This is a genomic window from Microbispora sp. H11081 (assembly GCF_012999535.1).
Lineage (GTDB): Bacteria > Actinomycetota > Actinomycetes > Streptosporangiales > Streptosporangiaceae > Microbispora.
This window is the reverse complement of record NZ_JABBWV010000001.1, coordinates 1-24728: the sequence shown is the minus strand read 5'-3', so window position 1 is coordinate 24728 and position 24728 is coordinate 1. Positions and strand designations below refer to the sequence as shown.

The window sequence follows — 24728 nt, the reverse complement described above, 5'->3', positions numbered from 1 at the left end:
CACGACGGCCGGCGGGCGCACGGAGGGGAGCGTCCGCCGGCCCTGACGGTAGCCTTCCTCTCGTGCTCGGACAGATCACGGCGACGCGGTACGTCGCACCCCTGCGCGAGGGCGGCTCCCTGCCTGGTGTCGTCGAGGCCGACGACCTCGGCACGTACGTCGTGAAGTTCCGCGGCGCGGGACAGGGCCGGCGGGTGCTCGTCGCCGAGATCGTCTGCGCCGAGCTCGCCAGGCGGCTCGGCCTGGCCACACCGGAGCTCAAGATCATCGACCTTGACCCGCAGCTCGGCGTCCGCGAGCCCGACGAGGAGATCCAGGATCTGCTCACGGCGAGCGCCGGGCACAACCTCGCGATCGACTTCCTGCCCGGGGCTCTCGGCTTCGACCCGCTCGCCTGGGAGCCCGACGCCGGCTTCGCCTCGCGGGTGCTGTGGTTCGACGCGCTCGTCCACAACGTCGACCGGAGCTGGCGCAACCCCAACCTGCTCGTCTGGCACGGCGGGGTGTGGCTGATCGACCACGGCGCGGCCCTGTGGTTCCACCACAACTGGCCGACGGCCGACCCCCGTCGCCGGTTCGACGGCCGCGACCACGTCCTCGCGCCGTACGCGACGGAGCTGGAACAGGCCGACGCGGACCTGGCCGGGCTCGTCACCCGCTCGCTGCTCGACGAGGTGACCGCGCTCGTGCCGGACGAGTGGCTGGAGGACGAGCCGGGCTTCGCGGACGCGCGGGCCGTACGGAACGCCTACACCGAGCACCTGCTCGCCAGGGTCGCGGGGCCGCGCGACTGGCTGCCCGACCCCGCCACCGCCGCGGCTCCGGCTCCTGCTTCCGCGCGCCCCGCCGAGCGGGGCGCCACGATCGGCGGCTTCTGGCGCGCCACCCGGGAGGGCGGCCGATGAGCGACCTCGACGTCTACGAGTACGCGGTGATCCGCGTGGTGCCCAGCGTGGAGCGCGGCGAGCTGGTCAACGCCGGGATCATCCTCTACTGCCAGCCGCGCGGCTACCTGTGCGCGCGGGTCGAACTCGACGACCCCCGGCTGCTGGCCCTGGGCACACCGGTGGACCTGCCCGGCGTACGGCTCGCTCTGGCCGCCTACGAGCGGGCGTGCGGCGAGGAGGCGGGGCCGTTGGTCGGGGAGCCTCTCGGCGCCCGGTTCCGCTGGCTGACCGCGCCGCGCAGCACGGTCGTCCAGACCGGTCCCGTGCACGCCGGGCTGACCGCCGATCCGGCGGCCGAGCTGGAACACCTGCTGACCCGGATGGTCCGTGCGCCGCAGGCGCCCCAAGAGGCCGGAACAACCTAGGCAAGCAGAACAGCCCAGGGCCACAACCACCCACGTTGCCACAACATCAGAACAGCACCGTGGGCCAGAACAGCACCGTGCGCCAGAACAGCACGGTGAGTCATAACAGCACCGTGCGTCAGAACAGCACGGACATGAACGTGTCGACCTCCTTGAAGCCCACCTTGCGGTAGACCGCCCTGGCCGGGAGGTTGAAGTCGTTCACGTAGAGGGTGACGACCGGGGCGAAGTACTTCAGCGCCTGCTCGACCACCGCGGCCATGCCGGCCGCCGCGTGGCCGCGTCCGCGCAGGTCGGGATGGACCCATACGCCCTGTATCTGGCAGACCTGCGGCGTCACCGCGCCGATCTCGGCCTTGAAGACCACCTGGCCGTCGTCGATGCGGGCGTACGACCGCCCGATGCGGATGAGTTCGGCGACCCTGGACCGGTAGAGCGCTCCGCCGTCGCCGTTGTCCGGCGAGACGCCCACCTCTTCGGTGAACATGGCCACGCACGCGGGCAGCAGGATCCCGAACTCCTCGGGCCGGACCCTGCGTACGAGCCGGTCGGGTTCGACGGCGGGCGCGGAGTTGGTGGCCATGACCGGCTGCGCCCAACGGATGGCCCGCGCGCCGCCCCAGTGCGGTTCCAGCCGCTCCCAGAGCCGCTCGACGGCGTCGGCCGGACCGACGATGGACGAGCAGCGGCGGCCCTGCTTGCGCGCCCGGTCGGCGAACGCGTGGATCGCCTCGCGGGTGGCGTTCACGGGCACCAGGTTGGCGCCCGCGTAGCAGAGCGACACGAGTCCGCCGCGCGGGCCGTAACCCCACATCTGACCGCCGAGCCGTGAGGCGCTGAGGCCGACGGCCCTGACCCGGGCCGCTACGAACACGTTGGCGACCGGATCGGTGTCGAGGAGCGCCAGCACCTCGTCACGATCGCTGTCGTCGAGCACGCGCGACGCCGATGTTCGCAGCATCACGGGGCCAGCCTACGCGAACGATTACCGTTTGGGAGGTATCGGCCCGGCCGCGGTTGTCACCGTACGGATACGGCGGACACGTGGGCGGGCGTACCGTGCGCGCCCTCCGTGACCTTCATCATGGCGGCCCGCGGCTCCGGCCCGCCGGGGCAGGTCGCGTCCGCGCCCCGCTTGCCCCTGCGCTGCGGCAGCAGCGTCGCGTCCCGCAGGTAGGCCGCGAGGTGCCGGTCCACGCAGGCGTTGCCCGAGAGCGCCACACCGTGGTTGCCGCCGCCCGCGGTGAGCAGGCGCGCGGTCGGGAACAGGCGGCGCATGCGCAGCGCCCCCTCGTACGGCGTGGCGGCGTCCCGCTCGGCCTGGATCAGCAGGACGGGAGGAAGACGCGGCGTGCCCACCTTGACCGGGGTGCCGCCCTTCTCCGGCCAGAAGGCGCACGGCGCGTTGTAGACGGCGTTGGGCCAGGCCATGAACGGCGCCACGGCGTGCGCCCGGCGCGTGTCGGCGCGCCAGCGGTCCCATGACCGGGGCCAGGCCGCGTCGCGGCACTCCACCGCCAGGTAGACCGCGTAGGAGTTCTCCTCCTTCGCGTCGATCTCGGCCTCCATGTGGAACAGTTTCACCAGGATCGAGGAGTCGCCCTCGCGGACGTAGGCGGAGAAGGCGGCGCCCAGGTAGGGCCAGAGGCGGTCGCTGTAGGCGCCGTTGGAGAAGACGTCGTCCAGTTCGCTGGGGCCCACGATCCCGCCCGCGGGCTTTTCGCGCAGCCGTGCGCGCATGGAGTACCACGCGAACGACACCGCCGCCTGCGTCGCGCCCAGCTTGTAGACGTCGCCGTGCTCGGCCACCCACGCGAGGAAGTCGCGATGCCGCCGGTCGAAGCTGTGGTCCTGGGCGATGTTGGCCTCGTACCAGACCCCGGCGGGGTCCACCACGCTGTCGAGCACGAGGCGGCGCACCCGCTGCGGGAACAGCGTGGCGTAGACGGCCCCCAGGTAGGTGCCGTACGAGTAGCCGAGGTAGCTGATCTTCTCCTCGCCGAGCGCGGCGCGCACGGAGTCCATGTCCCGCGCGGTGTTCTCCGTGGTCAGGTAGGGCAGGAACCAGGATCCCCGGTTGCCGCAGCCCTCGGCGTACTGCTTGGCCCTGCCGACCAGCACCTGCTCCTCCGCGTCGTTCTTCGGCACGTTGTCCGGCCGGGGCGGCGCGTAGAAGCGGGCCGCGTCGACGCACGAGAGCGCGGGCTTGCTAGGGGCGACGCCGCGCGGCGCGAAGCCGATGATGTCGAACCGCGCGGCGACTTCGGCGGGCAGCTTGGCCGCGACGAACCGGGCCAGGCTGAGGCCCTCGCCGCCCGGCCCGCCGGGGTTCACCAGCAGCGCGCCGAGGTGGTTGCCTTCGCGCGAGGCGGTGCCCTTCACCCGGTTGAGCGCCAGCGAGATCTGCTGGCCGTACGGCTCGCGGTAGTCGAGCGGGACACGCAACTCCGCGCACTCCTGGGCAGGCTCCCGGCGGGCGGGTTTGGCCGGGGCGGAGGTCTTCCCGGAGGCCGCCTCCGATTCCGCAGGGCACGGCTTCCATTCCAGTGGGCGCTGCGGCGGCCCCCCGTGGCCGGCGGGCCCGGCGTGGTCGGATCCAGCCGCCGCCTCAGGTCCGACCAGCCCGGCGACCAGCGCCGTGACACCCACGACCACACCAACGACCCGCTTCACCTGCACGCTCCTCTGCTCCCTTTACGGCAGAGGACAGCATCGCGGTGTGATCGGCCGAGTACGGCGCGTACTACCCGACCATTGCCATTGTGTAGTCAGAGCATTGCTTTGTGTAACGCACGGCGAGGGGCAGGCGCGCCCGGGGTCAGCGGACGACGACCTCGGGGCCCGCGGACCCGTCCTCGTCGAGGTCCACGTCGACGCCCATCTCCTCGGCCAGGCGCAGGGCCTCCTCGATGAGGGTCTCGACGATCTGCGACTCCGGGACCGTCTTGATGACCTCGCCCTTCACGAAGATCTGGCCCTTGCCGTTGCCCGAGGCGACGCCGAGGTCGGCCTCCCTGGCCTCGCCGGGGCCGTTGACGACGCATCCCATGACCGCCACGCGCAGCGGCACCTTGAGCCCGGTCAGCCCGGCCTGCACCTGCTCGGCGAGCGTGTACACGTCGACCTGGGCCCTGCCGCAGGACGGGCAGGAGACGATCTCCAGGCCGCGCTCGCGCAGGCCGAGCGACTCCAGGATCTGGGCGCCGACCTTGACCTCCTCGACCGGAGGCGCGGACAGCGACACCCGGATGGTGTCGCCGATGCCCTCGGCCAGCAGCGCGCCGAACGCCACCGCGGACTTGATCGTGCCCTGGAAGGCCGGCCCCGCCTCGGTCACGCCGAGGTGCAGCGGATAGTCGCAGCGCTGGGCGAGCAGCCGGTACGCCTGGATCATGACGACCGGGTCGTTGTGCTTGACGGAGATCTTGATGTCGCGGAAGCCGTGCTCCTCGAACAGGGAGCACTCCCACAGCGCCGACTCGACGAGGGCCTCGGGGGTGGCCTTGCCGTACTTCTGCAGCAGGCGCGGGTCGAGGGACCCGGCGTTGACGCCGATCCTGATCGGGACACCGGCGTCGGACGCGGCGCGGGCGATCTCGCCGACCTTGTCGTCGAACTTCTTGATGTTCCCCGGGTTCACCCGGACGGCCGCGCATCCGGCGTCGATCGCCGCGAAGACGTATTTGGGCTGGAAATGGATGTCGGCGATGACGGGGATCTGCGACTTCCTCGCGATGGCCGGCAGCGCCTCCGCGTCGTCCTGCGACGGGACCGCGACCCGGACGATCTGGCAGCCCGCAGCGGTGAGTTCGGCGATCTGCTGGAGGGTGGCGTTGACGTCGGCGGTCAGCGTGGTGGTCATGGACTGCACGGAGACCGGCGCGTCCCCGCCGACGGGGACCGAGCCGACCATGATCTGACGCGACACCCGCCGCTTGGCGATCGGCTGGGTCCGTACGGCGGGAATCCCGAGATCAACAGACATTTCTGCACCTTGTTGTGATAGGCGACGCCCGATGGGGGGCCCTGCCAGTCTACGGAGTGCCGTGACACCGGACGGCCCGAAAGCTTTCACGAGCAATGAAGGTTTCATGACCCATCGTGGTGGAGACCCGCTGGACCTGCGCTAACCGGCAGCGCGTCCGCGAGCGGGTGGGCTTGACGATGGAAACCGACTTACAGTCCGAACAGCGTGAGCGCTCTCGCACCATCTGGTCGGTTTGTGTCAACGGCTGTCCCCCGGGCCGACGTGCTCGCAGCGTCGGCGGTGCCGTGCTGCACCACGAGTGCGGCAGCCATGACCACGCGAAAGGGTAGCCCGTGGGAAGACCACGAAGAAAAGTAACGAAGGCGATGATCGGGCTGATCGTCGCCGCACTGTCCGCCCTCGTGTCCGCCGTCGTGGTCGCCTCCCCGGCGTCCGCGCACGGCGCCCCGATGGTGCCCGGCAGCCGGACCTACCTGTGCTGGAAGGACGGCACGACCACGAGCGGCAACATCCAGCCGAAGAACCCGGCATGTGCCGCCGCGGTCGCCAAGGGCGGGACCAACGCGCTGTACAACTGGTTCGCTGTGCTCCGTTCGGACGGTGCCGGCCGGATGTCCGGCTTCATCCCTGACGGGCAGCTGTGCAGCGGCGGCGCGGTCGTCTACGACTTCAGCGGTTTCGACCTCGCCCGCAACGACTGGCCGGTCACCCACCTGACGTCCGGCGCGACCATCCAGTTCAAGTACAACAAGTGGGCCGCGCACCCCGGCACGTTCCGGTCGTACATCACGAAGGACTCCTGGAGCCCGACCCGTGCGCTGGCCTGGAGCGACCTGGAGTCGACGCCCTTCGACAGCGTGACCAACCCGCCGAGCCTCGGCTCGGTGGGCACCGAGGACGGCCACTACTACTGGAACGCCCGCCTGCCGTCCGGCAAGAGCGGCCGCCACATCATCTACACCGTGTGGCAGCGCTCGGACAGCAACGAGACGTTCTACAGCTGCTCGGACGTCGTCTTCGACGGCGGCAACGGCGAGGTGACCGGTGTCGGCCAGGGGCCGAGCACCAGCCCGAGCCCGAACCCGCCGGTCTCCCCGTCGCCGTCGCCGTCCCCCGTCATCACGCCCGACACCTCGCCCAGCCCGAGGGTCAGCCCGAGCCCTTCGCCGAGCCCGATCACCGGTGGTGGCGCCTGCTCGGCCACCTACACGGTCACCAACGCGTGGGGTGGCGGCTTCCAGGGTGAGGTGACGGTGAGAGCCGGCTCCTCGTCCATCAGCAGCTGGGCGGTGAGATGGACTCAGCCGAGCGGCGGCACGATCACCCAGGTCTGGAACGGCACGCTCAGCCAGTCCGGCAGCGACATCACCGTGCGGAACATGAACTACAACGGCAGCATCGGCGCCGGCGCATCGACCACGTTCGGCTTCCTGGCCAACGGATCGAGCGGCGGCACCCCGACGCTGACCTGCTCCACAACCTGATCCACAACCTGATCCAACCGCTCGTGGCGCGGCCCGCCTGACCCGGGTCGCGCCAGGGGCGGCGGGCTTCGCCTAACGCGTCAGCTCGGCCGCCCGCACCCTCGCCCAGGCGTCCGCCGCGAGGACCTCCTCGACGGACGCCGCCGGTCCCGGGGTGTGGGCGGCCACCACGCGTTCCACCGTGTCCACGATGCCGGGGAACGGCAGGGCGCCCTTAAGGAACGCCTCCACGCACACCTCGTTAGCCGCGTTGTAGACCGCCGGCGCCGTGCCGCCCAGTGCGCCCACGTGACGGGCCAGCGCGACCGCCGGGAACGCCTCGTCGTCGAGAGGCTCGAACGTCCAGGTGTGGGCGGTGGTCCAGTCCACCGGCCGGGCCGCGCCCGGCACCCGCTCGGGATAGGCAAGCGCGAGCGAGATCGGCAACCGCATGTCGGGCGGGCTCGCCTGCGCGACCGTCGAGCCGTCGGCGAACTCCACCATCGAGTGGATGATCGACTGCGGGTGGACCACCACCTCGATCCGGTCGAACCCGATGTCGAACAGCAGGTGGGCCTCGATCACCTCCAGGCCCTTGTTGACGAGCGTCGCCGAGTTCACTGTGATGACCGGGCCCATGCTCCAGGTGGGGTGGTTCAGCGCCATCTCCGGCGTCACGTCCGTGAGTTCGGACCGCTTCCTGCCGCGGAACGGGCCGCCGCTCGCCGTCACCACCAGCCGCCGTACGGCCGCGAGGTCGCCACCTCCGGGCCCGGCCGCCCACAGGCACTGGGCCAGCGCGGAGTGCTCGGAGTCCACCGGGATCATCCGTCCGGGCCCGGCCAGGCGCTTGACCAGCGGGCCGCCCACGATCAGCGACTCCTTGTTGGCCAGCGCGAGCACCCGGCCCGCCTCCAGCGCCGCCAGGGTGGAGGTCAGCCCCAGCGCCCCGGTGATGCCGTTGAGCACGACGTCGCAGGGCGACGCCGCGACCTCCGCCACCCCCTCGGGGCCCGCCAGCACCCTCGGCCGCGCGCCGGCCGCCGTGAGCGCCTCGCGCAGCGCCGGGACGGCCGCCGGGTCGGCGACCGCCACTGCCTCGGCCCCGAAGTCGGCCGCCTGCCTCGCCAGCAGGTCGACCCGGCCGCCGCCCGCGGCGAGCGCGGCCACGCGGAACCGTCCAGGGGCGTTGGCGATCACGTCCAGAGCCTGGGTGCCGATGGATCCTGTGGACCCCAGCACGACGACGGACCGGGGCTGCGGCAGCGATTGGGAGCTCATTGCCCCATTGTCCCAACCCGCGCCCGGGGCCCGCATCAGCACGGGCCCACGAGGCATCGTGACGCGCCCCGGCACGAGACGGCCGATACGCAGGAGAAAACAGAACATATAAGACCGAATTTGCCCATAACCGTATAGACGAATTACGCGAAATACAGGGGAATGCGTCGCTAATTTCCCGCCTCAGGAGATCCCGACCCGGAGGTAGGCATGCACCCCATCGCACGACGTCTCACGGTTATCGCCGTCCCCGCACTCGCGGCCGCGGGGGCTATGCTCCCCGCCGCGCACGGCGCCGCGACCGTGACCGGGGGCGCCCCCGGCCCCCGGCCCGCCGTCCACGAGGCCGCCGACACGACGAAGGAGCAGCGCACGGTCAAGAAGTTCTGGACCTCGGCGAAGATGGAGGCCGCCGAACCGCTCGACGCGCCACGCGCCGGCGACCGGCACTTCGCCGCGTCCACCTCGGCCACCTCCTCCGCCGGCGCCGCCTCCACCAGCGGCTCGGGGGCCCAGCCCGTCGTCGTCTCCCCCACTCCGCCTGCCTCCTCCGGCGGGTCTGCCTCATCCGCCAAGCCGGGCGCCACGACGCCCGCGGCCAGGACCCTGGCGGCGGGCGCCGCCGAGAACGTCTCGTCGGCGAACGTCACGTCCGCGAAGGTCTCCGCACAGACCTCGGGCTCGCCCTGGACGGCGGGCGGGACTGTCGCGAAGACGACAGGCAGGGTGTTCTTCACGGTCGCGGCCGGGCCGGACACCGGGCGGAACGCCTCCTGCTCGGGCACCGCCGTGACCAGCGCCAACAAGAGCGTCGTCATCACCGCGGGCCACTGCGTGAAACTGAACGGCGCGTTCCACGCCAACTGGGTCTTCGTCCCCGGCTACGACCGGGGCGAGCGCCCCCACGGCACCTGGCCGGCGACCACCCTGCTCACCACCCCGCAGTGGAACTCCGGCGAGAACATGAACTACGACCTCGCCGCCGCCGTGGTCGCGCCGCAGGACGGCAAGAGCCTCACCGACGTCGTCGGGGGTCAGGGCGTCGCGTTCAACCAGCCGCGGGGCCGGCAGACGTACGCCTTCGGCTACCCCGCAGGCGCGCCGTACGACGGGTCGCGGCTGGTGTACTGCGGCGGGCGCACGTTCGACGACTACCTCAGCTCGCAGGACCAGGGGCTGAGCTGCGGCATGACCGGCGGCGCGAGCGGCGGCCCGTGGTTCGTGAGGTTCGACGCGAGCACCGGCGGCGGCCTGCTCAACTCGGTGAACAGCTTCAAGTACAACTTCGCGCCCTACTGGATGTTCGGGCCCTACTTCGGCCCCGAGGCCGAGGCGGTCTACAACACGGCCCAGAAGACGGCCCTCACCTGATTTCACGCAAACCCGATTTCACGCAAAGTAGCAGCGGGAACACGACTCGTGGTCCACACTCGGGAGCCATGACTCCGAGCCTCCCCTTGCTTGCCGTCACCGCCCTCGTCGCCGGGCTCCTGGGAGCCCCCGGCCCGGAGGTCGCGCCCCTCGGAGACGTCGTCGAGCACGTCGCCGGGCACGCGACCGGGATCTACTGGACACCGCAGCGGATGGCGGGCGCGGTCCCGGTCCGGCTGCTGGGCGGCGCCCCGCCGGTCCTGCCGGACGTCGTCGGGGCCGCCCTCCCCCCGGGGGCCAAGTCGGCGCTCGTGTCCGGCTACACGGCGCAGCCGGCCGAAACGTCCAGGACGAACGGCACAAGCGGCGTGAACGGCACGAGCAACTCAGGTAGCGCAGGCAGGACAGGCAGGGCACGGCAGGCGGCGGCGATGCCCCCGGCCACCACCAGCGGCACACACTGGGCGGCGGGGGGCTCGGTGACGAGGACCACGGGCAGGGTGTTCCTGACGCTGAACGGCGTCGACTTCTCCTGCTCGGCCAGCGCCGTACGCAGCGCGAACAGGGACCTCGTCGTCACCGCCGGGCACTGCGTCAAGGACGGCGCCGGAGCCTGGGCGGAGAACTGGACCTTCGTTCCCGGATACGCCGAGGGGCGGCAGCCGTACGGCTCCTACCCCGCGCGGCGCATGTTCGTCGCCGGGCCCTGGTCGCGCTCCGGCGACGACGACTACGACGTGGGCATGGTCGCCGTGGACGATCTGGACGGGCAGCACCTGACCGACGCCGTGGGCGGGCAGCCCATCGGCTTCTACCCGCCCCGGGGCCGCCGGACCTACGGCTTCGGCTTTCCCGCCGATCCTCCGTACGACGGCGAGCGACTGCTCTACTGCGCGGGCGTCCCGCACGGCGACCCGCAGCGGCAGACGCGCGACCAGGGCCTGCGATGCGACCTCACCGCGGGGGCGAGCGGCGGGCCCTGGCTCAGCGGCTTCGACCCCGCCTCCGGCCGGGGCAGGCTGACGTCCGTCAGCAGCTTCAAGTACAGCAACGACCACCGCACGATGTACGGCCCCTACTTCGGCGCCGCCGTACGCGACCTGTACCGCACCGCCGAGCGGGCGTGAACGGTCAGAACGGCGACAGCGGCTCCGCGTTGTCCTCGTCCACTATGTCGGCGGCGGACCGCACGATCAGCGGGTCGGGCTCGCCCACCACCGAGTGGTCCTTGTTCTCGTAGTCGAACAGGGACAGGACGTAGCGCATCGCCTCAAGCCTGCCGCGCTTCTTGTCGTTGCTCTTGATGATCGTCCAGGGGGCGTCCTCGGTGTCGGTGTTGAGGAACATGTCCTCCTTCGCCCGGGTGTACTCGTCCCAGACGTCCAGCGAGGCGATGTCCATCGGCGACAGCTTCCACTGCCGCACGGGGTCCACCTGGCGGATGACGAACCGGGTGCGCTGTTCGGCCCGCGACACCGAGAACCACAGCTTGACCAGGCGGATGCCGTCGCGCACGAGCATCCGCTCGAACAGCGGAGCCTGGAACATGAACTCCATGTATTCCTCAGGAGTGCAGAAGCCCATGACCCGCTCGACCCCGGCCCGGTTGTACCAGGACCGGTCGAACAGCACGATCTCCCCCGCCGCCGGGAGGTGCTGGATGTACCGCTGGAAGTACCACTGGCCGCGCTCACGCTCGCTGGGCTTCTCCAGCGCGACCACGGTCGCTCCCCTGGGGTTGAGGTGCTCCATGAAGCGCTTGATGGTGCCGCCCTTGCCGGCCGCGTCCCGTCCCTCGAACAGGACGACCAGGCGTCCGCCGGTGTCCTTCAGCCAATACTGCAGCTTCAGCAGTTCGATCTGCAGCAGCCGCTTCTGCCGGTCGTAATCCTGCCGGGACATGCGGTGGTCGTACGGGTAGTGCTCGCGCCAGGTGTCCACCGGGCCGCCGTCGGCCCGTACGAGGACGGGATCGTCGTCATCGTCGTCCAGCACCTTCAGACCCGGCGTACGGCGCAGCAGTTCGATGCCGTCCGGGTGCTCCCGCGCGCTCTGTGAAGCTTCCGGCGTCTCCATGGGCCCTCTACTACACCTGTCGGACGATTCCAATCCCCCTCGGGCGGTGCTATTCCCTGGCGGGGATCCGGTCCCGGAGCTCGCTCGTGGTGGACTGGCTCCCCGGAGAAAAGAGACCGGGCTCGGGGGCGTGGTCCCCGAGCCCGGTCTCGCCGCGTTCGCCTCTCAGAGCGTGAGGCCGGTGAGCACCATGACCTTCTCGAAGGTGAAGTCCTCCATCGCCGAGCGCAGCCCCTCACGGCCCACGCCCGACTCCTTGACCCCGCCGTACGGCATCTGGTCGGCCCGGTAGGACGGCACGTCGCCGATGATGACGCCGCCGACCTCCAGCTCGCGGTTGGCCCGGAAGGCGACGTCCAGGCTGCGGGTGAAGACCCCGGCCTGCAGGCCGTACCTGGAGTCGTTGACCGCGGCGAACGCCTCGTCGACCGAGGCGACCCGCTGCACGATCATGACGGGCCCGAAGACCTCCTCGCAGGCCACCTTGGCGCCGGCGGGCACGTCGGCCAGGACCGTGGGGGCGACGGTCGCGCCCTCCCTGACGCCGCCGGCCAGCAGGCGCGCCCCGGCGGCGACGGCCTCGTCCACCCAGCTCGCGACGCGGATCGCGGCGTCCTCGCTGACCAGGGGGCCGACCTGCGTCTTGTCGTCGGCGGGGTCGCCGGTCACGAGCGCGCCGACGGCGGCGACGAGCTTGTCGGTGAACGCGTCGGCGACCGCGTCCTCCACCAGCACCCGCTGCACCGCGATGCAGCTCTGGCCCGCCTGGTAGTTGGAGAAGAGCGCCACCCGGCTCGCCGCCCAGTCGAGGTCGGCGTCGGCCAGCACGACCGCCGCGGCGTTGCCGCCGAGTTCGAGCGTGACGTGCTTGCGCGGCACGCTCTCCAGGATCGAGTAGCCGACCGGGCCTGAGCCGGTGAAGGAGATGACCGGCAGCCGCGGGTCCTCCACCAGCCCGGCCGCCCGGTCGTTGGGCACCGGCAGCACGGAGAACATGCCCTCGGGCAGATCGGTCTCGGCCAGGATCTCGCCGAGCACGAGCGCGGAGAGCGGCGTCGCGGGCGCGGGCTTGACCACGATCGGCGCGCCGACGGCGATGGCGGGGGCGACCTTGTGCGCCACCAGGTTGAGCGGGAAGTTGAACGGCGTGATCGCCAGCACCGGGCCGTGCGGCACGCGGGAGACGTAGGCGAGCCGTCCCTGCGCCGCGGGCTCGGTGTCGAGCCGCTGCACCTCGCCGCTGAACCGGCGGGCCTCCTCGGCCGCGAAGCGGAAGGTCGAGATCGCGCGGCCCACCTCGCCGCGCGCCCAGAAGATCGGCTTGCCGTTCTCCGCGCTGATGAGCCGCGCGATCTCCTCGGCGCGCTCGGTCAGCCGCCGGGACACGTGGGCCAGCGCCTCGGCGCGTACGTGGATGGGCAGCGCGGCGGCCTGCTTTCGCACGGCGTCTGCGGCGGCCACCGCCTGCTCGACCTGCTCGGCGGTCGGCACCGAGTGGACGCCGACGACCCTGCCGTCGTAGGGACTGGTGACTGCCTGCTCGGCGTCCCCGGTGGCGGGGCGCCCGGCGAGCCAGAAGGGGCGGGGATCGGAAGTGCGGCCTACGTCCATGTCTTCACGCTATGCCCCTGACGGGAGGTGGTCCCTACGCCGGGCGGGACAATCACCGCCCTCCTTCGCGCCATCATGGACAACTTCTCAGATGTCACAGATGCGCGGCAATTTCATGATGTTTTCTGTTTCACTCCGGTTTGAAGGCCGAGCAGCATGGTTAAGTCATCATCCGGGTCTGTCGCGGGACCCCCAATATGAGAAGGGCTCGTCGCTGATGGGTACGCCGGCGCCGCTCGGTCTTCAGGGTGCCTACGCACGCGGCCACCGCAGCAACTACGACGAGTTGCGTACCCGTCTCCTCGACGTCGCCAACGGGCTGCTCGGCAAAGCCGGGCCGGAAAGCCTGACCGTTCGCAGGATCGCCGCCGAGGCCGGCTGCTCGACCCAGGTCATCTACACGATGTTCGGCAGCAAGGAAGGGCTGGCCGAAGCGCTCTACCTGGAGGGCTTCGAACGGTTCCGGCGGAGGCTGGAGGCGGTGCCGAAGCGCGACGACCCGCTTGAGCACCTGAGCCTGCTCGGCCCCGCGTACCGGGAGGCGGCGCTGGCCGAGCCCGGTTACTACAGCCTGATGTTCGAGCGGGCCATCCCCGGCTTCGTGCCGAGCGAGCGCGCCAGAACGCTCGCGAGGGCCGCGCTCAACATCGTGGACCGGGTGATCGCCGACTGCATCTCCGCCGGTCACCTCGTGCCCACCCAGCCCCGGAAGATCGCCGATGCGCTGTGGGCCGCGGCCCAGGGCGCGCTCGGTCTGGAACGTGCCGGGCACCTGTCCGACGGCAAGACGTACGAGATCGTCACGAGCGCCACCATCCGCGCCTTCCTCACCCGCCCCCCGGCCTGAAGCGGGCCCCCGGTCGTACGGCCCCACGCGCATTGCCGTAGCGGCGGGAATACCGCAATACCTGAAGCCGGGCCGGGAAGACCTGGTCGAGGGCGGTGTCCCGCGGTGCTGCGTCCTCGTGCGGGTGCCCTGCGGTGCTGCGCCCCGGCGGCGTGTGTCCTGCGGTGCGGTGTCCTGCGGTGCGGTGGACGAAGAAGTCCTGGGGGAGAAATGTCCCTGCTATTCGGACAGATCGAGAGCCTTGGGTGGGTGGCCGTCAAGGCGCTGCTCCTCTACGTCACGGCTGTCGCCGGGTTGCGGCTCACCAAGCGCCGGGTGGTCGCCGAGCTCTCGCTGTTCGACTTCGTGGCCGCGGTGGCGGTGGGTGCGATCGTGGGCCGCACGGCGACGGCGGCCGACACGTCCTACCTCACCGGAGCCGTCGCGCTCCTCATCGTGATCATCGCCCACGGCGCCATCACGCAGCTACGGCTGCGTCCCGGGATGCTTTTCCTGACCGACCACGCGCCCCGCGTCCTCGTGACCGAGGGGAAAATCCACCATGGAGAGCTGAGGCGCTGCGGGCTCACCGAAGAAGACCTCTACGCCACCTTGCGCCAGCACGGCGTCACCTCCCTCGCCTCGATCCGTTACGTGATCTTCGAAAGCAAGGGTGCGATCAGTGTGATCAGCCGCCGGCACGACGTAGGGGATGTCACCGAAGAGGTGCTGAAGCGGGCAGGCCGGCAGATCCGTCAGTCGCCCGGGTGCGGCGTGCGGGTCCGGCCCGGCGTTCCGATCTCACGGGAGTCCTGGTCATCGGTTATGGCGAATGCGGTGTTGACGATCGCGACGTGGCTGTACGCCTGGGGATAGTTGCCGATCTGGCGCCGGCGGCCGAGGTCGTACTCCTCCGCGAGCAGTCCGACGTCGTTGCGCAGGGTCAGCAGCCGTTCGAACAGTTCCCGTGCCTCCTTTCGACGGCCCAGCAGGGCGAACGCGTGCGCGAGCCAGAAGGAGCAGGCGATGAAGACGCCCTCTCCTCCCGGCATCCGGTCGACCCTGTCGGCTTCGGGCCGATAACGCAGGACGAAGCCGTCCTCCATGAGTTCGCCGCGCACCGCGTCGACGGTCCCCGTGACGCGGGGGTCGTCCGGTGGGAGGAAGCCGAGCCTCGGGATGAGCAGCAGGGCCGCGTCCAGCCCCTTCGAACCGTAGAACTGGGTGAAGGTGTTGCGGCCGGGGTCGTACCCACGCGCGCAGACTTCGCGGTGGATCTCCTCGCGCAGGGCACGCCAGCGACCGACCGGACCGTCAAGGCCCTGCCTTTCCACGGACAGCGTCATCCGGTCCGCCGCGAGCCACGCCAAGATCTTGGAGTGGGTGAACTGGCGGCGCGGCCCGCGCACCTCCCACAGCCCGTTGTCGGGTTCCCGCCATGCGCCCTCCAGGTACTCCATGAGCGCGCGCTGCACGTCCCACATCTCGTCGTCCGGGGGGAGCCCGGCCTGCCTGGCCAGATACAGGCAGTCGATCACCTCGCCGTACACGTCCAACTGGAACTGCCGGGAGGCCGCGTTGCCCACCCGCACCGGTCGGGAGCCCTCGTATCCGCTCAGCCAGTCGACCGTCCACTCGGGTATGCGGCGGGCGCCGTCGACCGCGTACATGAGTTGCAGATCGGCCGGGTCCCCGGCCACGGCCCGCAGCAGCCAGTCGCGCCAGGCCGTCGCCTCCGCCCCGTAGCCGGCCCCCAGCAGGGCCTGCAGGGTGAAGGACGCGTCCCGCAGCCAGCTGTAGCGATAGTCCCAGTTGCGGGGGCCGCCCAGCCGTTCCGGCAGAGAGGTGGTGACCGCGGCGACGATGCCGCCGGTGGGCGCGTAGGTGAGGGCCTTGAGGGTCAGGAGGCTCCCTCTGACGGCCTCGGCGTACTCTCCCTCGTACCTGCCCCGGCCGAGCCACTGCCGCCACAGCCGTTCTGTGATCTCGATCTCCCGTGTCGCGTCGAGCCGCCGCGGCCGGCCCCGCCAGGACTCCTGCCAGGTGAGCACGAACGGCGCCACGTCCCCCTCGGCGACGGTGAACGACGCGGTAGCGGCGCGCAGACGAGAGTCATGACACAGCTCGACGGGAGACTGGAGCCAGGCGGCGTCGGGGCCGGCGATGACGGCCAGTTCGCCCTTCTGCCGGCGCATCCAGGGGATGGCGTGGCCGTACTCGAAGCGCAGAAGCAACTCCATGCGCATCTCCACCCGGCCGCGTACGCCCTCCACTATCCGGATCACGTCGGGCGCCTCACCTCGCGGCGGCATGAAGTCGACGACTCGTACGCACCCACCGGGCCTGTCCCAGGTGGTCTCCAGCACGAGCGTGCCGTCCCTGTAACGACGCTCTGTGCACGTGCCGCCTCCGGCGGGAGCGAGCAGCCACCGCCCGGCCTGGTGCCCGCCCAGCAGCGCGGCGAAGCACGCACCGGAGTCGAAGCGGGGCAGGCACAACCAGTCGACCGAGCCGTCGCGGCCCACGAGGGCGGCGCTGTGCATGTCGCCGATGAGCGCGTAGTCCTCGATCCGCATCCGTCCTCCCTCCCGGCCCACGCGGGGACCACGGGACGAGACGGCTCAGGCGGTACGCCAGCGGGCGGCGTCCTCCTCCTTGAGCGTCAGGCCGTTCCCTGGCGTGGCGCGGTCGATCGGCACCTCGCCGCCCTCGGGCGAGGCGGTCCCCTCGAACAGCATGCTCTCGATCCGCGCGTGGTCGTGGAACCACTCCAGGTGCCGCAGGTTGGGCACCGCGGCCGCGACCGCCAGGTGCTGGTGCGGGGCGCAGTGCCCGCTGACCTGCAGCCCGTGGGCGGCGGCGACCGCCGCCGCCCGCAGGAACTCACTGATCCCGCCGCACCGGGTCACGTCGACCTGCAGGCAGTCCACGTAGGGCGCCATGCGCTCGAAGTAGACCAGGTCGTAGCCGTACTCGCCGGCGGCGACATCGGCCGGCACCAGGTCGCGGACGAGTCCCAGGCCACGCAGGTCGTCGGAGGAGACCGGCTCCTCGAACCAGCGCACGTCGAGGTCGGCCGCCCGGCGCGCCAGCCGTACGGCCTGCTTGCGCTGGTAGGCGCCGTTGGCGTCCACGAAAAGCTCCGTCCCGTCGCCGATGGTGCGCCGGGCGGCGGTCATCCGCTCCAGATCCCGGTCTTCGCGCCGGCCCCACGACTCGCCGATCTTGATCTTGACCCGGGGGATGCCCAGCTCGTGTGCCCAGTGGGCGAGCTGCCGGTGCTGCCGTTCGGCGTCATAGCTGGTGAAGCCGCCGCTGCCGTACACCGGAACGGCGCCCCTGGCCGCGCCGAGAAGGCGCGCCAGCGGGAGCTCGCACCGGCGTGCCTTCAGGTCCCACAGAGCGTTGTCCGCCGCCGACAGAGCCAGGCCCGCGATCCCCGGCCGTCCCGCGTTGCGGATCCCGCGCGCCATCGCCGACCACGCGGCGGGCACGTCGCCGGGGTCGAGATCGGCGACGACGGGGGCCAGCATCTCCATCACCACCGAGGCGGTGGCGGCCGGGCCGTACGTCCAGCCGAGCCCGTCCACGCCGTCGGCGCCTGCGCGGACGATCACGATCGTGGTGCTCGTCCACGCGAGGGTGCCGTCGGCCTCGGGGAAGTCGGTCGGAACCGTGTACGCCCGAGCGCTGAGGTCGATCTTCACGCCGGTCGCCTCCGCAGCAGCCGCCGGCCCATGACAAGCGCCGCACCCACCACCGCGCCCGCCACGCCCACCGCGCCCGCGCCGGCCGTCACGGCGGCGGCCACCCGGGCGGCCGTCGACGGCGGCGACGGCCGCGGGGCGTAGGTCTCCTCCGGGTGGGAGCTGTCGCCGAGGTCGCCGTGCAACCCGGCGCGCAGCAGTTCGGCCAGGTGCATCGCCCGGCGGCCGCCCGGGTCGCTCTGCTCGATCTGGGTGCGGCAGCTGAATCCGTCGGCGAGCAGCACCGTGCCGGTGCCGGCCTGCCGTACGGCGGGCATCAGCACCCGCTCGGCGCAGGCCTGCGACACCTCGTAGTGGCCCTCCGTGAATCCGAAGTCGCCGGCCAGGCCGCAGCACCCGGAGTCGAGCACGTTCGCCTTCACTCCGGCGGCGTCGAGCAGGGCGGCGTCGGCCTCGTGCTTCATCACGGCGTGGTGGTGACAGTGCACCTGGACCAGCGCCTCTCGCGGCACCCGCGGCGGCGTCCACCCCGGCGTGTGGTCGCGCAGCAGCTCCGCCAGCGTCACCGTGAGGTGCGCCAGCCGCCGGACGTCCTCGTCGTCGGGAAACAGCTCCAGCGCGTCGCCGCGGAACACCGCGGTGCAACTCGGCTCCAGGCCGACCACGAGCGTGCCCGCCCGGATGTGCGGGCGCAGCACGTCGACCGTACGCCGCAGGGCCTTCTTCGCGGCGGAGAGCTGGCCGGTGGAGATCCAGGTGAGGCCGCAGCACACTGACCGCTCAGGCACCCGGACCCGCCATCCTGCCGACTCCATCACCTCGACCGCGGCCCGTGCGATGCCGGGGTGGAAGTGGTTGTCGAAGGTGTCGGGCCACAGGACGACCTCGCCTCGGAGGCCGTCGCCGGCCGGCTCGTGACCGGCGAACCACTCCTGGAAGGTCCGCGGCGCGAACAGCGGCAGTTCCCTCCGCCGGTCCACGCCCGCGGCGGCCTTGGCGACCCGGTCCAGCACCGGCGCGTGCGACAGCGCGTTGGCCGTGCGCGGCGCGTACGACGCGAGCTTGGCCCAGACGGGCAGCCAGCCCATCGCGTAGTGGGCGCGCGGGCGCAGCCGCCCTTCGAAGTGGTGGGACAGGAACTCCGCCTTGTACGTCGCCATGTCGACGTCGACCGGGCAGTCGGACTTGCAGCCCTTGCAGGCCAGGCACAGGTCGAGCGCCTCATGGACGGCCTCCGACTTCCAGCCGTCCGCGACCGCGCCGCCGCGCGCCGTGCCGTCCAGCATCTCGAACAGCAGCCGGGCGCGGCCCCGGGTGGAGTGCTCCTCGGCACGGGTGACCATGTAGGACGGGCACATGACTCCGCCCTCGGGGCGGCGGCACCTGCCCACCCCCACGCAGCGCAGCACGGCCCGGCCGAAGCTGCCCTGGTCGTGCGGGAACTTGAAGTTGGTGACCACATCGCCGTGGTTGTAGTCGGCGCCCAGCCGCAGCAGGTCGTCGAGCGGGTACGGCGCGACCACCTTGCCGGGGTTCATCCGGTCATCGGGATCGAAGATCGCCTTGAACCGGCCGAACGCCTCGACCAGGCGTTCGCCGAACATCCTGGGCAGCAACTCGCCGCGGGCCTGTCCGTCGCCGTGCTCGCCGGAGAGCGACCCGCCGTAGCCGACCACCAGGTCGGCGGCCTCCTCCATGAAGGAGCGGAAGTTCGCCACGCCCTCGGCGGTCTTCAGGTCGAACGGGATGCGGGTGTGCACGCAGCCCTGCCCGAAGTGCCCGTACAGCGAGGCCTGCTGGTAGCCGTACTTCCGCAACAGGGCTTCGAGGTCGCGCAGGTAGTCGCCGAGCCGGTCTGGGGAGACGGCGGAGTCCTCCCAGCCGGGCCAGGTGTCGGGCAGGCCAGGCACGCGCGCCGTGGCGCCGAGGCCCGACTCCCGGATCTGCCACATCTGCTCCTCCAGTTCCGGGTCGTCGAAAACGGCGACCGCGGAGTCGTCCAGCTTCTTGCCGAGCGATCGCAGCACCTCCCCGGCCCTGCGGTCGGCGTCGGCCTCGTCCTCGCCGCCCATCTGGATCTGCAGGTACGCGCCGCCCCCCGGCAGCCGCTTCAGCGCCTCGGGGTTGAGGTTCTTCTCCTGCTGGAAGTGGATGAGCTTGTGGTCGATGCCCTCCAGCGCGATCGGCTGGTGGGGCAGGATCGCCGGCACCGCGTCCCCGGCGGCGGCGATGTCGGGGAACGCCACGTAGACCATGGTCTGCGCCTTGACCACCGGGATCAGCTTGAGCCGGGCCCGCAGCACGACGACGAGTGTCCCCTCCGAGCCGACCAGTGCTTGGGCGACGTTGAAGCGCTTTTCCGGCAGCAGGCTGTCGAGGTTGTAGCCCGAGACCCGCCGCGGGATGCGGGGGTAGCGGGTGCGGATCTCTTCCATGTATTCGTCGCGCAGCGCCCGCAGTTGGGCGTAGATCTCGGCTTTTCGCCCGCTCTGCCGCTGGATCTCCTCGTCGCTGGTCTCGCCCACCCACATCCGGGTGCCGTCGTAGAGGAGCACCTCCATCTCGACGATGTTGTCCACGACCTTGCCGGCCCGCTGGGCGGTCGCGCCGCAGGAGTTGTTGCCGATCATTCCCCCGAGGGTGCAACGGTCGTGCGTGGACGGCCTGGGGCCGTACTCGAGGCCCACGTCGCGCAACCGCTTGTTGAGCTGGTCGAGCACGATGCCCGGCTCCACCAGGCAGGTCCGGTTCTCCGTGTCGACCTCCAGGAGACGGTGGCAGTGCTTGGACCAGTCGATGACGACGGCGGTGTTCGTGCATTCGCCGCCCAGGCTGGTGCCCCCTCCCCGGGACAGCAGCGGCGCCCGGTGGCGCCGGCAGACCTTCACCGCCGCAACCGCCGCCTCGACGGTATGGGGGATGACCACGCCCAGCGGCACCTGCCGGTAGTTGGATGCGTCGGTCGAGTAGGCGCCGCGCATCGTCGCGTCGAAGCGGACCTCTCCGTCCACGGTCTCCCTGAGGTCCCGTTCGAGCGCCGCCAGATCGGTCCGGCCGCCGGGCGCGGGCGCTGCGAGCACCGGATCGGGCAGGAGCCGAATCGTCTCCGTCATGACAGCAACTCATTGATCTTGTCGCGGGCGACGGCGGCGAGGGTGCTGACCTTGTGCGGCTGCCCACGCAGGAACGCCTCGGTGAAGTGCTTGGCCTGCTCGTACTTGACCCTGCCGGGCATGGGCGGCTCGTTCGGGTCGACGTCGCAGTCGACGAGGGCCGGGCCGTCGTGGGCGAGGGCCTCGCGGATCGCGCCGGGCAGGTCCTTCGGGTCCTTGATCTTCGCGCCGTAGGCGCCGCACGCCCTGGCCCAGGCGGAGAAGTCGGCCTCCGGCGGCCGGTGCCGCACCGCGTATTCCGGGTAGCCGAGGATGATCTGCTCCCACAGGATCTGGCCGTAGGAGTTGTTGTTGTTGATCACGACCTTGATGGGCAGGTCGTGCCGTACGGCGGTGAGGAAGTCGGCCATGAGCATGGCGAACCCGCCGTCACCGACGAAGGCGACGACCTGCCGGCCGGGATAGGCGAGTTGCATGCCGATGGCGTACGGCAGGCCGGGGGCCATCGTGGCGAGGTTGCCCGACAGGTAGAACTCCCGCCCGCCGCGGATCGTCCAGTGGCGGGCGGCCCAGGTGGCGATGGTCCCCGAGTCGCAGGTCAAGATCGCGTCGTCGGCGGCGGCCTCGTCGACGCAGCCCATGAGGTACTGCGGGGCGACCGGATCCCGGGACGGATCCTGCAGCGCCTTCATGTCAGAACGCCACCGGTCCATCTTGCGCTGGTACTTCTCCAGGAACGACCGGTCCTTGGCCGGGTCGAGCACGGGCAGCAGCGCTTGGAGGGCGAGTTTCGCGTCGGCGGCCACCGGGGCCTCGGTCGGGCGGCGCACCCCCAGGAGGGTGGGATCGACGTCGATCTGCACCACCCGGGCCCTGCCCGGCTCTGGCAGGTACTTCCCGTACGGGAAGGACGTGCCGATCATGAACAGCGTGTCGCACTCCTCCATGAGTTCCTCGCTGGGGGCGGTGCCGAGCAGCCCCAGGCCGCCCGTGGTCAACGGGTGGTCGTCGGGCACCACGAACTTGCCCGGCAGGGTCTTGACGATGGGGGCGGCCAGCTTCTCGGCGACCGCGATGACCTCCTCCCGCGCGTCGCGCGCGCCCACCCCGACAAGGATTGCGATCTTGCGGCCTTGCCGCAGCACCTCGGCGGCCCGGGCCAGGTCGTCCTCCCGGGGACGCAGCGGCAGCCGGGAACAGCCGGGCATGCTCGACGGCGGGTTGCCCGGGCCGACGTGCCGGTAGGGGTCCTCGCTCGCGGCGGCGACCTGGATGTCGTTGGGGAAGGTCAGATGGGAGACCGTCCGTCTGCTCATGGCGTTGCGGATGGCGAGGTCGACGACGCCGGGCATCTGCTGGGGGTTGGTGACCATCAGGTTGTAAGCGGCGAGGTCCTGGTAGAGGCGGTCGAGGTGGACCTCCTGCTGGTAGTGGGTTCCCAGCACCGAGGTCTCCTGCATGCCGGTCAGGGCAAGCACGGGCACATGGTCGAGCTTGGCGTCGTACAGCCCATTGAGCAGGTGGATCGCGCCGGGGCCAGAAGTGGCGGCGCACACGCCGAGCCGCCCGGTCGCCTTGGCGTACCCCGTCGCCATGAACGCGGCGGCCTCCTCGTGATGCACCAGCACGAAGCGGAGCTTCTCCCGTTGCCGCCTGAAGCCCTCCATCAGGCCGTTGATCCCGTCACCCGGGAGCCCGAAGATCGTGTCGACTCCCCACTCCACCAGCCGCTTGGCCAGGCTCTCACCGACGATCTCAGTCATGTGGCTCTCCGTTCGGATAGAGAAGGTGGAAGGCCGCGGTCAACGGCACGCGCGCAGTCCGTGCCACCGCCCCAGGGCATAGGCCGCGGCGAGCGCGGCGGCGATGAACAGCGGCTTCGGCGACACGACCGCCGACTTCAGGCGTTTCAGAGCGGCCTTGGGGTCGACGACGGCGCCGGCCACGCTGCCTGCCACGGGCGCGAGGGTCTCTCGCACGTCCATGATTCGGATCTTCGCATTCGTCATGATCCAGCTCCGCTCCGCCGAGTCCTCACAGGCGAGAGGGGAGACAGGCCCGCATGGACGATCTGCGGCGACTTGTCACGGCTTCCAGCGGCTACCCGGTCGCCTTTCCCAGTGCCCTGCGGCGCAAACGGCGGCTCGGGCCGGAACCCTTCTTTATCAGGCAATTTGCTCTATGCAATGTTTCCGCGCTCGCTCCCGTCGAGGCTGTTTCCCCAGGCTTGGCCGCCCGGCCCGGGTGACGCACCCACCCGGGGGTAACGCGCACGTATGAGCTTCGCGGAGTACCAGGACGAGTTGTACGCCGAGGGGCGGGCCGGTCGGCAGCCGCCGTATCCCATGACGTTCGCGGAGCTGGAAGAAAGGGCGTCGGCCGCGATGCGGCCGAAGGTCTGGGAGTACGTGGCCGGGGGCGCGGGTGACGAGCGCACCCAGCGGGCCAACTGTGCGGCGTTCGCGAGATGGGGCCTGTATCCGCGGATGCTGGTCGCTCCCGCCGAGCGCGACATGTCGATCGAGCTGCTCGGGACGACGCTGCCCTCGCCGGTCTTCATGGCGCCCATCGGGGTGATCGGGGTGTGCGCCCAGGACGGGCACGGCGACCTCGCGTGCGCGCGGGCCTCCGTCCGTACGGGCGTCCCGTTCTTCGCGGCGACCCTGTCCGCGGATCCGATGGAGGACGTGGCGGCGGTGCTGGACGGCACGCCCGGCTTCTTCCAGCTCTACACGCCGCCGGATCGTGATCTGGCGGCGAGCCTGGTGCACCGCGCCGAGGCCGCGGATTTCAAAGGCATCGCCGTCACCCTCGACACCTGGGTCACCGGCTGGCGGCCCCGGGACCTGCGCGGCTCGAACTACCCGCAGGTGCCCGGCGGATGCCTGAGCAACTACACCAGCGACCCGGTGTTCCGGAAGGGGCTGCGGCCCGGCGAGGACGCCGTCGAGGCGGTGGTGCGCACGTTGCCGATCTTCGGCGGACCGTTCTGGTGGGACGACCTGGACTGGTTGCGGACCCAGACCAGGCTGCCGCTGATGCTCAAGGGCATCTGCCATCCCGACGACGTCCGCCGGGCCAAGGACCACGGCGCCGACGCCGTCTACTGCTCCAACCACGGCGGACGGCAGGCCAACGGAGGGCTGCCCGCCCTGGAGTGCCTGCCCGGCGTGCTCGACGCCGCCGACGGGCTACCCGTCCTGTTCGACTCCGGTGTGCGCAGCGGCGCCGACGTCGTCAAGGCGCTGGCCCTGGGCGCCACCGCGGTGGGGATCGGCCGGCCCTACGCGTACGGCCTCGCGATCGGCGGCGTCGACGGCGTCGTGCACGTCATCCGCTCCATCCTGGCCGAAGCGGACCTCATCATGGCGGTCGACGGCTATCCCGCCGTCAAGGACCTCACGCCCGAGGCGCTGCGCCGCGTGCCGTGACCGATGGTCCGGCCCAGCGCGTCAGATGAAGCGGCGCGAGACGATTCCGTAGCCGACGTCGTGCCCGCACCACAGCCGGAAGCGCTTCCCGGGGCACATGTAAGCGCGCGCACCCTCGTCTGTCGTGGTGATGGTGACGACGTGCAGGCGCTCGCCTGGAACCAGCGGCTCCTGGTCGTCGGCGGCGATGGCCGCCGAGAACGGCCTGCTCAGCTGCCCGCCGTGATCGACCGTGCGCGCGACCACCACCAGCGACTGCGTACGAGAAGGAAGCTCATGTGGCAGGCCGCCCTCGCCTGTCGGGAAGAGAGTGATCAGGGCCTTCGCTCTGACGGTCATCGAGACCACGACCTTTCACCTGATAATTGCAGTATGCAACGTTCCTTCTGTGTCGCCTCCATCCACCCCCTGATTTGGCCGGGCGGTACCTGTCAAGGTTTCTGAGACAGTGTCCTGCTACTTGGACGCTATGAGCGCTTGTGGGGTTGGTGGGTTGATCCAGGCGGTTGTTGGGAGAGGCGGCGGGGATGGTGGGCTGCCGAACCGTGT

At 71.0% G+C, this 24728-nt stretch carries 19 protein-coding genes and 1 pseudogene; 8 read left to right on the top strand and 12 right to left on the bottom strand.

Annotation, left to right across the window (positions count from 1 at the left end; translation table 11 throughout):
* Positions 1 to 62: 62 nt before the first annotated feature.
* Positions 63 to 905, top strand: coding sequence for a HipA family kinase (locus tag HHX31_RS00095; protein WP_169943878.1), 843 nt, complete (start codon positions 63 to 65; stop codon positions 903 to 905).
* Positions 902 to 1312, top strand: a complete 411-nt coding sequence (locus HHX31_RS00090; protein WP_169943876.1) for a DUF3037 domain-containing protein — start codon at positions 902 to 904, stop codon at positions 1310 to 1312. The genes HHX31_RS00095 and HHX31_RS00090 overlap by 4 nt, the downstream gene beginning before the upstream one ends.
* Positions 1313 to 1430: 118 nt before the next feature.
* Here the strand turns inward: HHX31_RS00090 and HHX31_RS00085 are convergent, their stop codons facing one another.
* The 3 genes from HHX31_RS00085 to ispG form a co-directional block, all read right to left on the bottom strand.
* Positions 1431 to 2273, bottom strand: a complete 843-nt coding sequence (locus tag HHX31_RS00085) for a GNAT family N-acetyltransferase (protein ID WP_169945450.1) — start codon at positions 2271 to 2273, stop codon at positions 1431 to 1433.
* 59 nt (positions 2274 to 2332) lie between these two features.
* Entirely contained in the window at positions 2333 to 3985 is a 1653-nt protein-coding gene (locus HHX31_RS00080) for an alpha/beta hydrolase (RefSeq protein ID WP_169943875.1), read from the bottom strand.
* Between the two features lie 145 nt (positions 3986 to 4130).
* Positions 4131 to 5297: a flavodoxin-dependent (E)-4-hydroxy-3-methylbut-2-enyl-diphosphate synthase gene (gene ispG, locus HHX31_RS00075; protein ID WP_169943873.1), complete on the bottom strand. Its 1167-nt coding sequence runs from the start codon at positions 5295 to 5297 to the stop codon at positions 4131 to 4133.
* Positions 5298 to 5665: 368 nt separating this feature from the next.
* Between ispG and HHX31_RS00070 the strand changes: the two genes are divergently transcribed.
* On the top strand, positions 5666 to 6784 hold the full coding sequence (locus tag HHX31_RS00070; protein ID WP_169943872.1) for a lytic polysaccharide monooxygenase: 1119 nt from the start codon (positions 5666 to 5668) through the stop codon (positions 6782 to 6784).
* A gap of 72 nt (positions 6785 to 6856) precedes the next feature.
* On the opposite strand, the gene dxr is transcribed toward HHX31_RS00070, so the two are convergent.
* Entirely contained in the window at positions 6857 to 8044 is a 1188-nt protein-coding gene (gene dxr / locus HHX31_RS00065; RefSeq protein WP_169943871.1) for a 1-deoxy-D-xylulose-5-phosphate reductoisomerase, read from the bottom strand.
* A gap of 210 nt (positions 8045 to 8254) precedes the next feature.
* On the opposite strand from dxr, the gene HHX31_RS00060 reads away from it, so the two are divergent.
* Together HHX31_RS00060 and HHX31_RS00055 are read left to right on the top strand one after the other, a co-directional pair.
* Positions 8255 to 9415, top strand: a complete 1161-nt coding sequence (locus HHX31_RS00060) for a serine protease (protein ID WP_169943869.1) — start codon at positions 8255 to 8257, stop codon at positions 9413 to 9415.
* A 68-nt stretch (positions 9416 to 9483) separates the two neighbouring features.
* Positions 9484 to 10542: a serine protease gene (locus HHX31_RS00055; protein ID WP_169943867.1), complete on the top strand. Its 1059-nt coding sequence runs from the start codon at positions 9484 to 9486 to the stop codon at positions 10540 to 10542.
* Positions 10543 to 10546: 4 nt separating this feature from the next.
* Here the strand turns inward: HHX31_RS00055 and ppk2 are convergent, their stop codons facing one another.
* Both ppk2 and HHX31_RS00045 read right to left on the bottom strand, forming a co-directional pair.
* Positions 10547 to 11491: a polyphosphate kinase 2 gene (ppk2, locus tag HHX31_RS00050; protein ID WP_169943865.1), complete on the bottom strand. Its 945-nt coding sequence runs from the start codon at positions 11489 to 11491 to the stop codon at positions 10547 to 10549.
* A 165-nt stretch (positions 11492 to 11656) separates the two neighbouring features.
* Positions 11657 to 13102 carry an aldehyde dehydrogenase family protein gene (locus tag HHX31_RS00045; protein ID WP_169943863.1) on the bottom strand — a complete coding sequence of 482 codons (1446 nt, stop codon included), beginning with the start codon at positions 13100 to 13102 and terminating at the stop codon, positions 11657 to 11659.
* Between the two features lie 217 nt (positions 13103 to 13319).
* Here HHX31_RS00045 and HHX31_RS00040 point away from each other — a divergent pair, with 217 nt between their 5' ends.
* Both HHX31_RS00040 and HHX31_RS35465 read left to right on the top strand, forming a co-directional pair.
* On the top strand, positions 13320 to 13949 hold the full coding sequence (locus tag HHX31_RS00040; protein ID WP_169943861.1) for a TetR/AcrR family transcriptional regulator: 630 nt from the start codon (positions 13320 to 13322) through the stop codon (positions 13947 to 13949).
* 210 nt (positions 13950 to 14159) lie between these two features.
* Positions 14160 to 14618, top strand: a pseudogene (locus HHX31_RS35465) (DUF421 domain-containing protein); the annotation flags it as partial.
* 65 nt (positions 14619 to 14683) lie between these two features.
* On the opposite strand, the gene HHX31_RS00035 reads toward HHX31_RS35465, so the two are convergent.
* From HHX31_RS00035 to HHX31_RS00015, 5 genes are read right to left on the bottom strand one after another with little or no spacing between them, the layout of a single operon-like run.
* On the bottom strand, positions 14684 to 16504 hold the full coding sequence (locus HHX31_RS00035; RefSeq protein WP_169943859.1) for a glycoside hydrolase family 15 protein: 1821 nt from the start codon (positions 16502 to 16504) through the stop codon (positions 14684 to 14686).
* A gap of 45 nt (positions 16505 to 16549) precedes the next feature.
* Entirely contained in the window at positions 16550 to 17635 is a 1086-nt protein-coding gene (locus HHX31_RS33955) for an enolase C-terminal domain-like protein (protein WP_211589351.1), read from the bottom strand.
* Positions 17632 to 20748 (bottom strand): FAD-binding and (Fe-S)-binding domain-containing protein, encoded by a 3117-nt coding sequence (locus tag HHX31_RS00025; RefSeq protein WP_169943857.1) that lies wholly within the window; start codon positions 20746 to 20748, stop codon positions 17632 to 17634. Before HHX31_RS00025 ends, HHX31_RS33955 begins: the two co-directional genes overlap by 4 nt.
* Entirely contained in the window at positions 20745 to 22511 is a 1767-nt protein-coding gene (locus HHX31_RS00020; RefSeq protein ID WP_169943856.1) for a thiamine pyrophosphate-dependent enzyme, read from the bottom strand. The genes HHX31_RS00025 and HHX31_RS00020 overlap by 4 nt, the downstream gene beginning before the upstream one ends.
* Positions 22512 to 22550: 39 nt before the next feature.
* Positions 22551 to 22757 carry a hypothetical protein gene (locus HHX31_RS00015; RefSeq protein ID WP_169943854.1) on the bottom strand — a complete coding sequence of 69 codons (207 nt, stop codon included), beginning with the start codon at positions 22755 to 22757 and terminating at the stop codon, positions 22551 to 22553.
* A gap of 267 nt (positions 22758 to 23024) precedes the next feature.
* Between HHX31_RS00015 and HHX31_RS00010 the strand changes: the two genes are divergently transcribed.
* Positions 23025 to 24179, top strand: a complete 1155-nt coding sequence (locus HHX31_RS00010) for an alpha-hydroxy-acid oxidizing protein (protein WP_169943852.1) — start codon at positions 23025 to 23027, stop codon at positions 24177 to 24179.
* 21 nt (positions 24180 to 24200) lie between these two features.
* Here the strand turns inward: HHX31_RS00010 and HHX31_RS00005 are convergent, their stop codons facing one another.
* Positions 24201 to 24518 (bottom strand): hypothetical protein, encoded by a 318-nt coding sequence (locus HHX31_RS00005; protein WP_169943850.1) that lies wholly within the window; start codon positions 24516 to 24518, stop codon positions 24201 to 24203.
* Between the last annotated feature and the right edge of the window lie 210 nt (positions 24519 to 24728).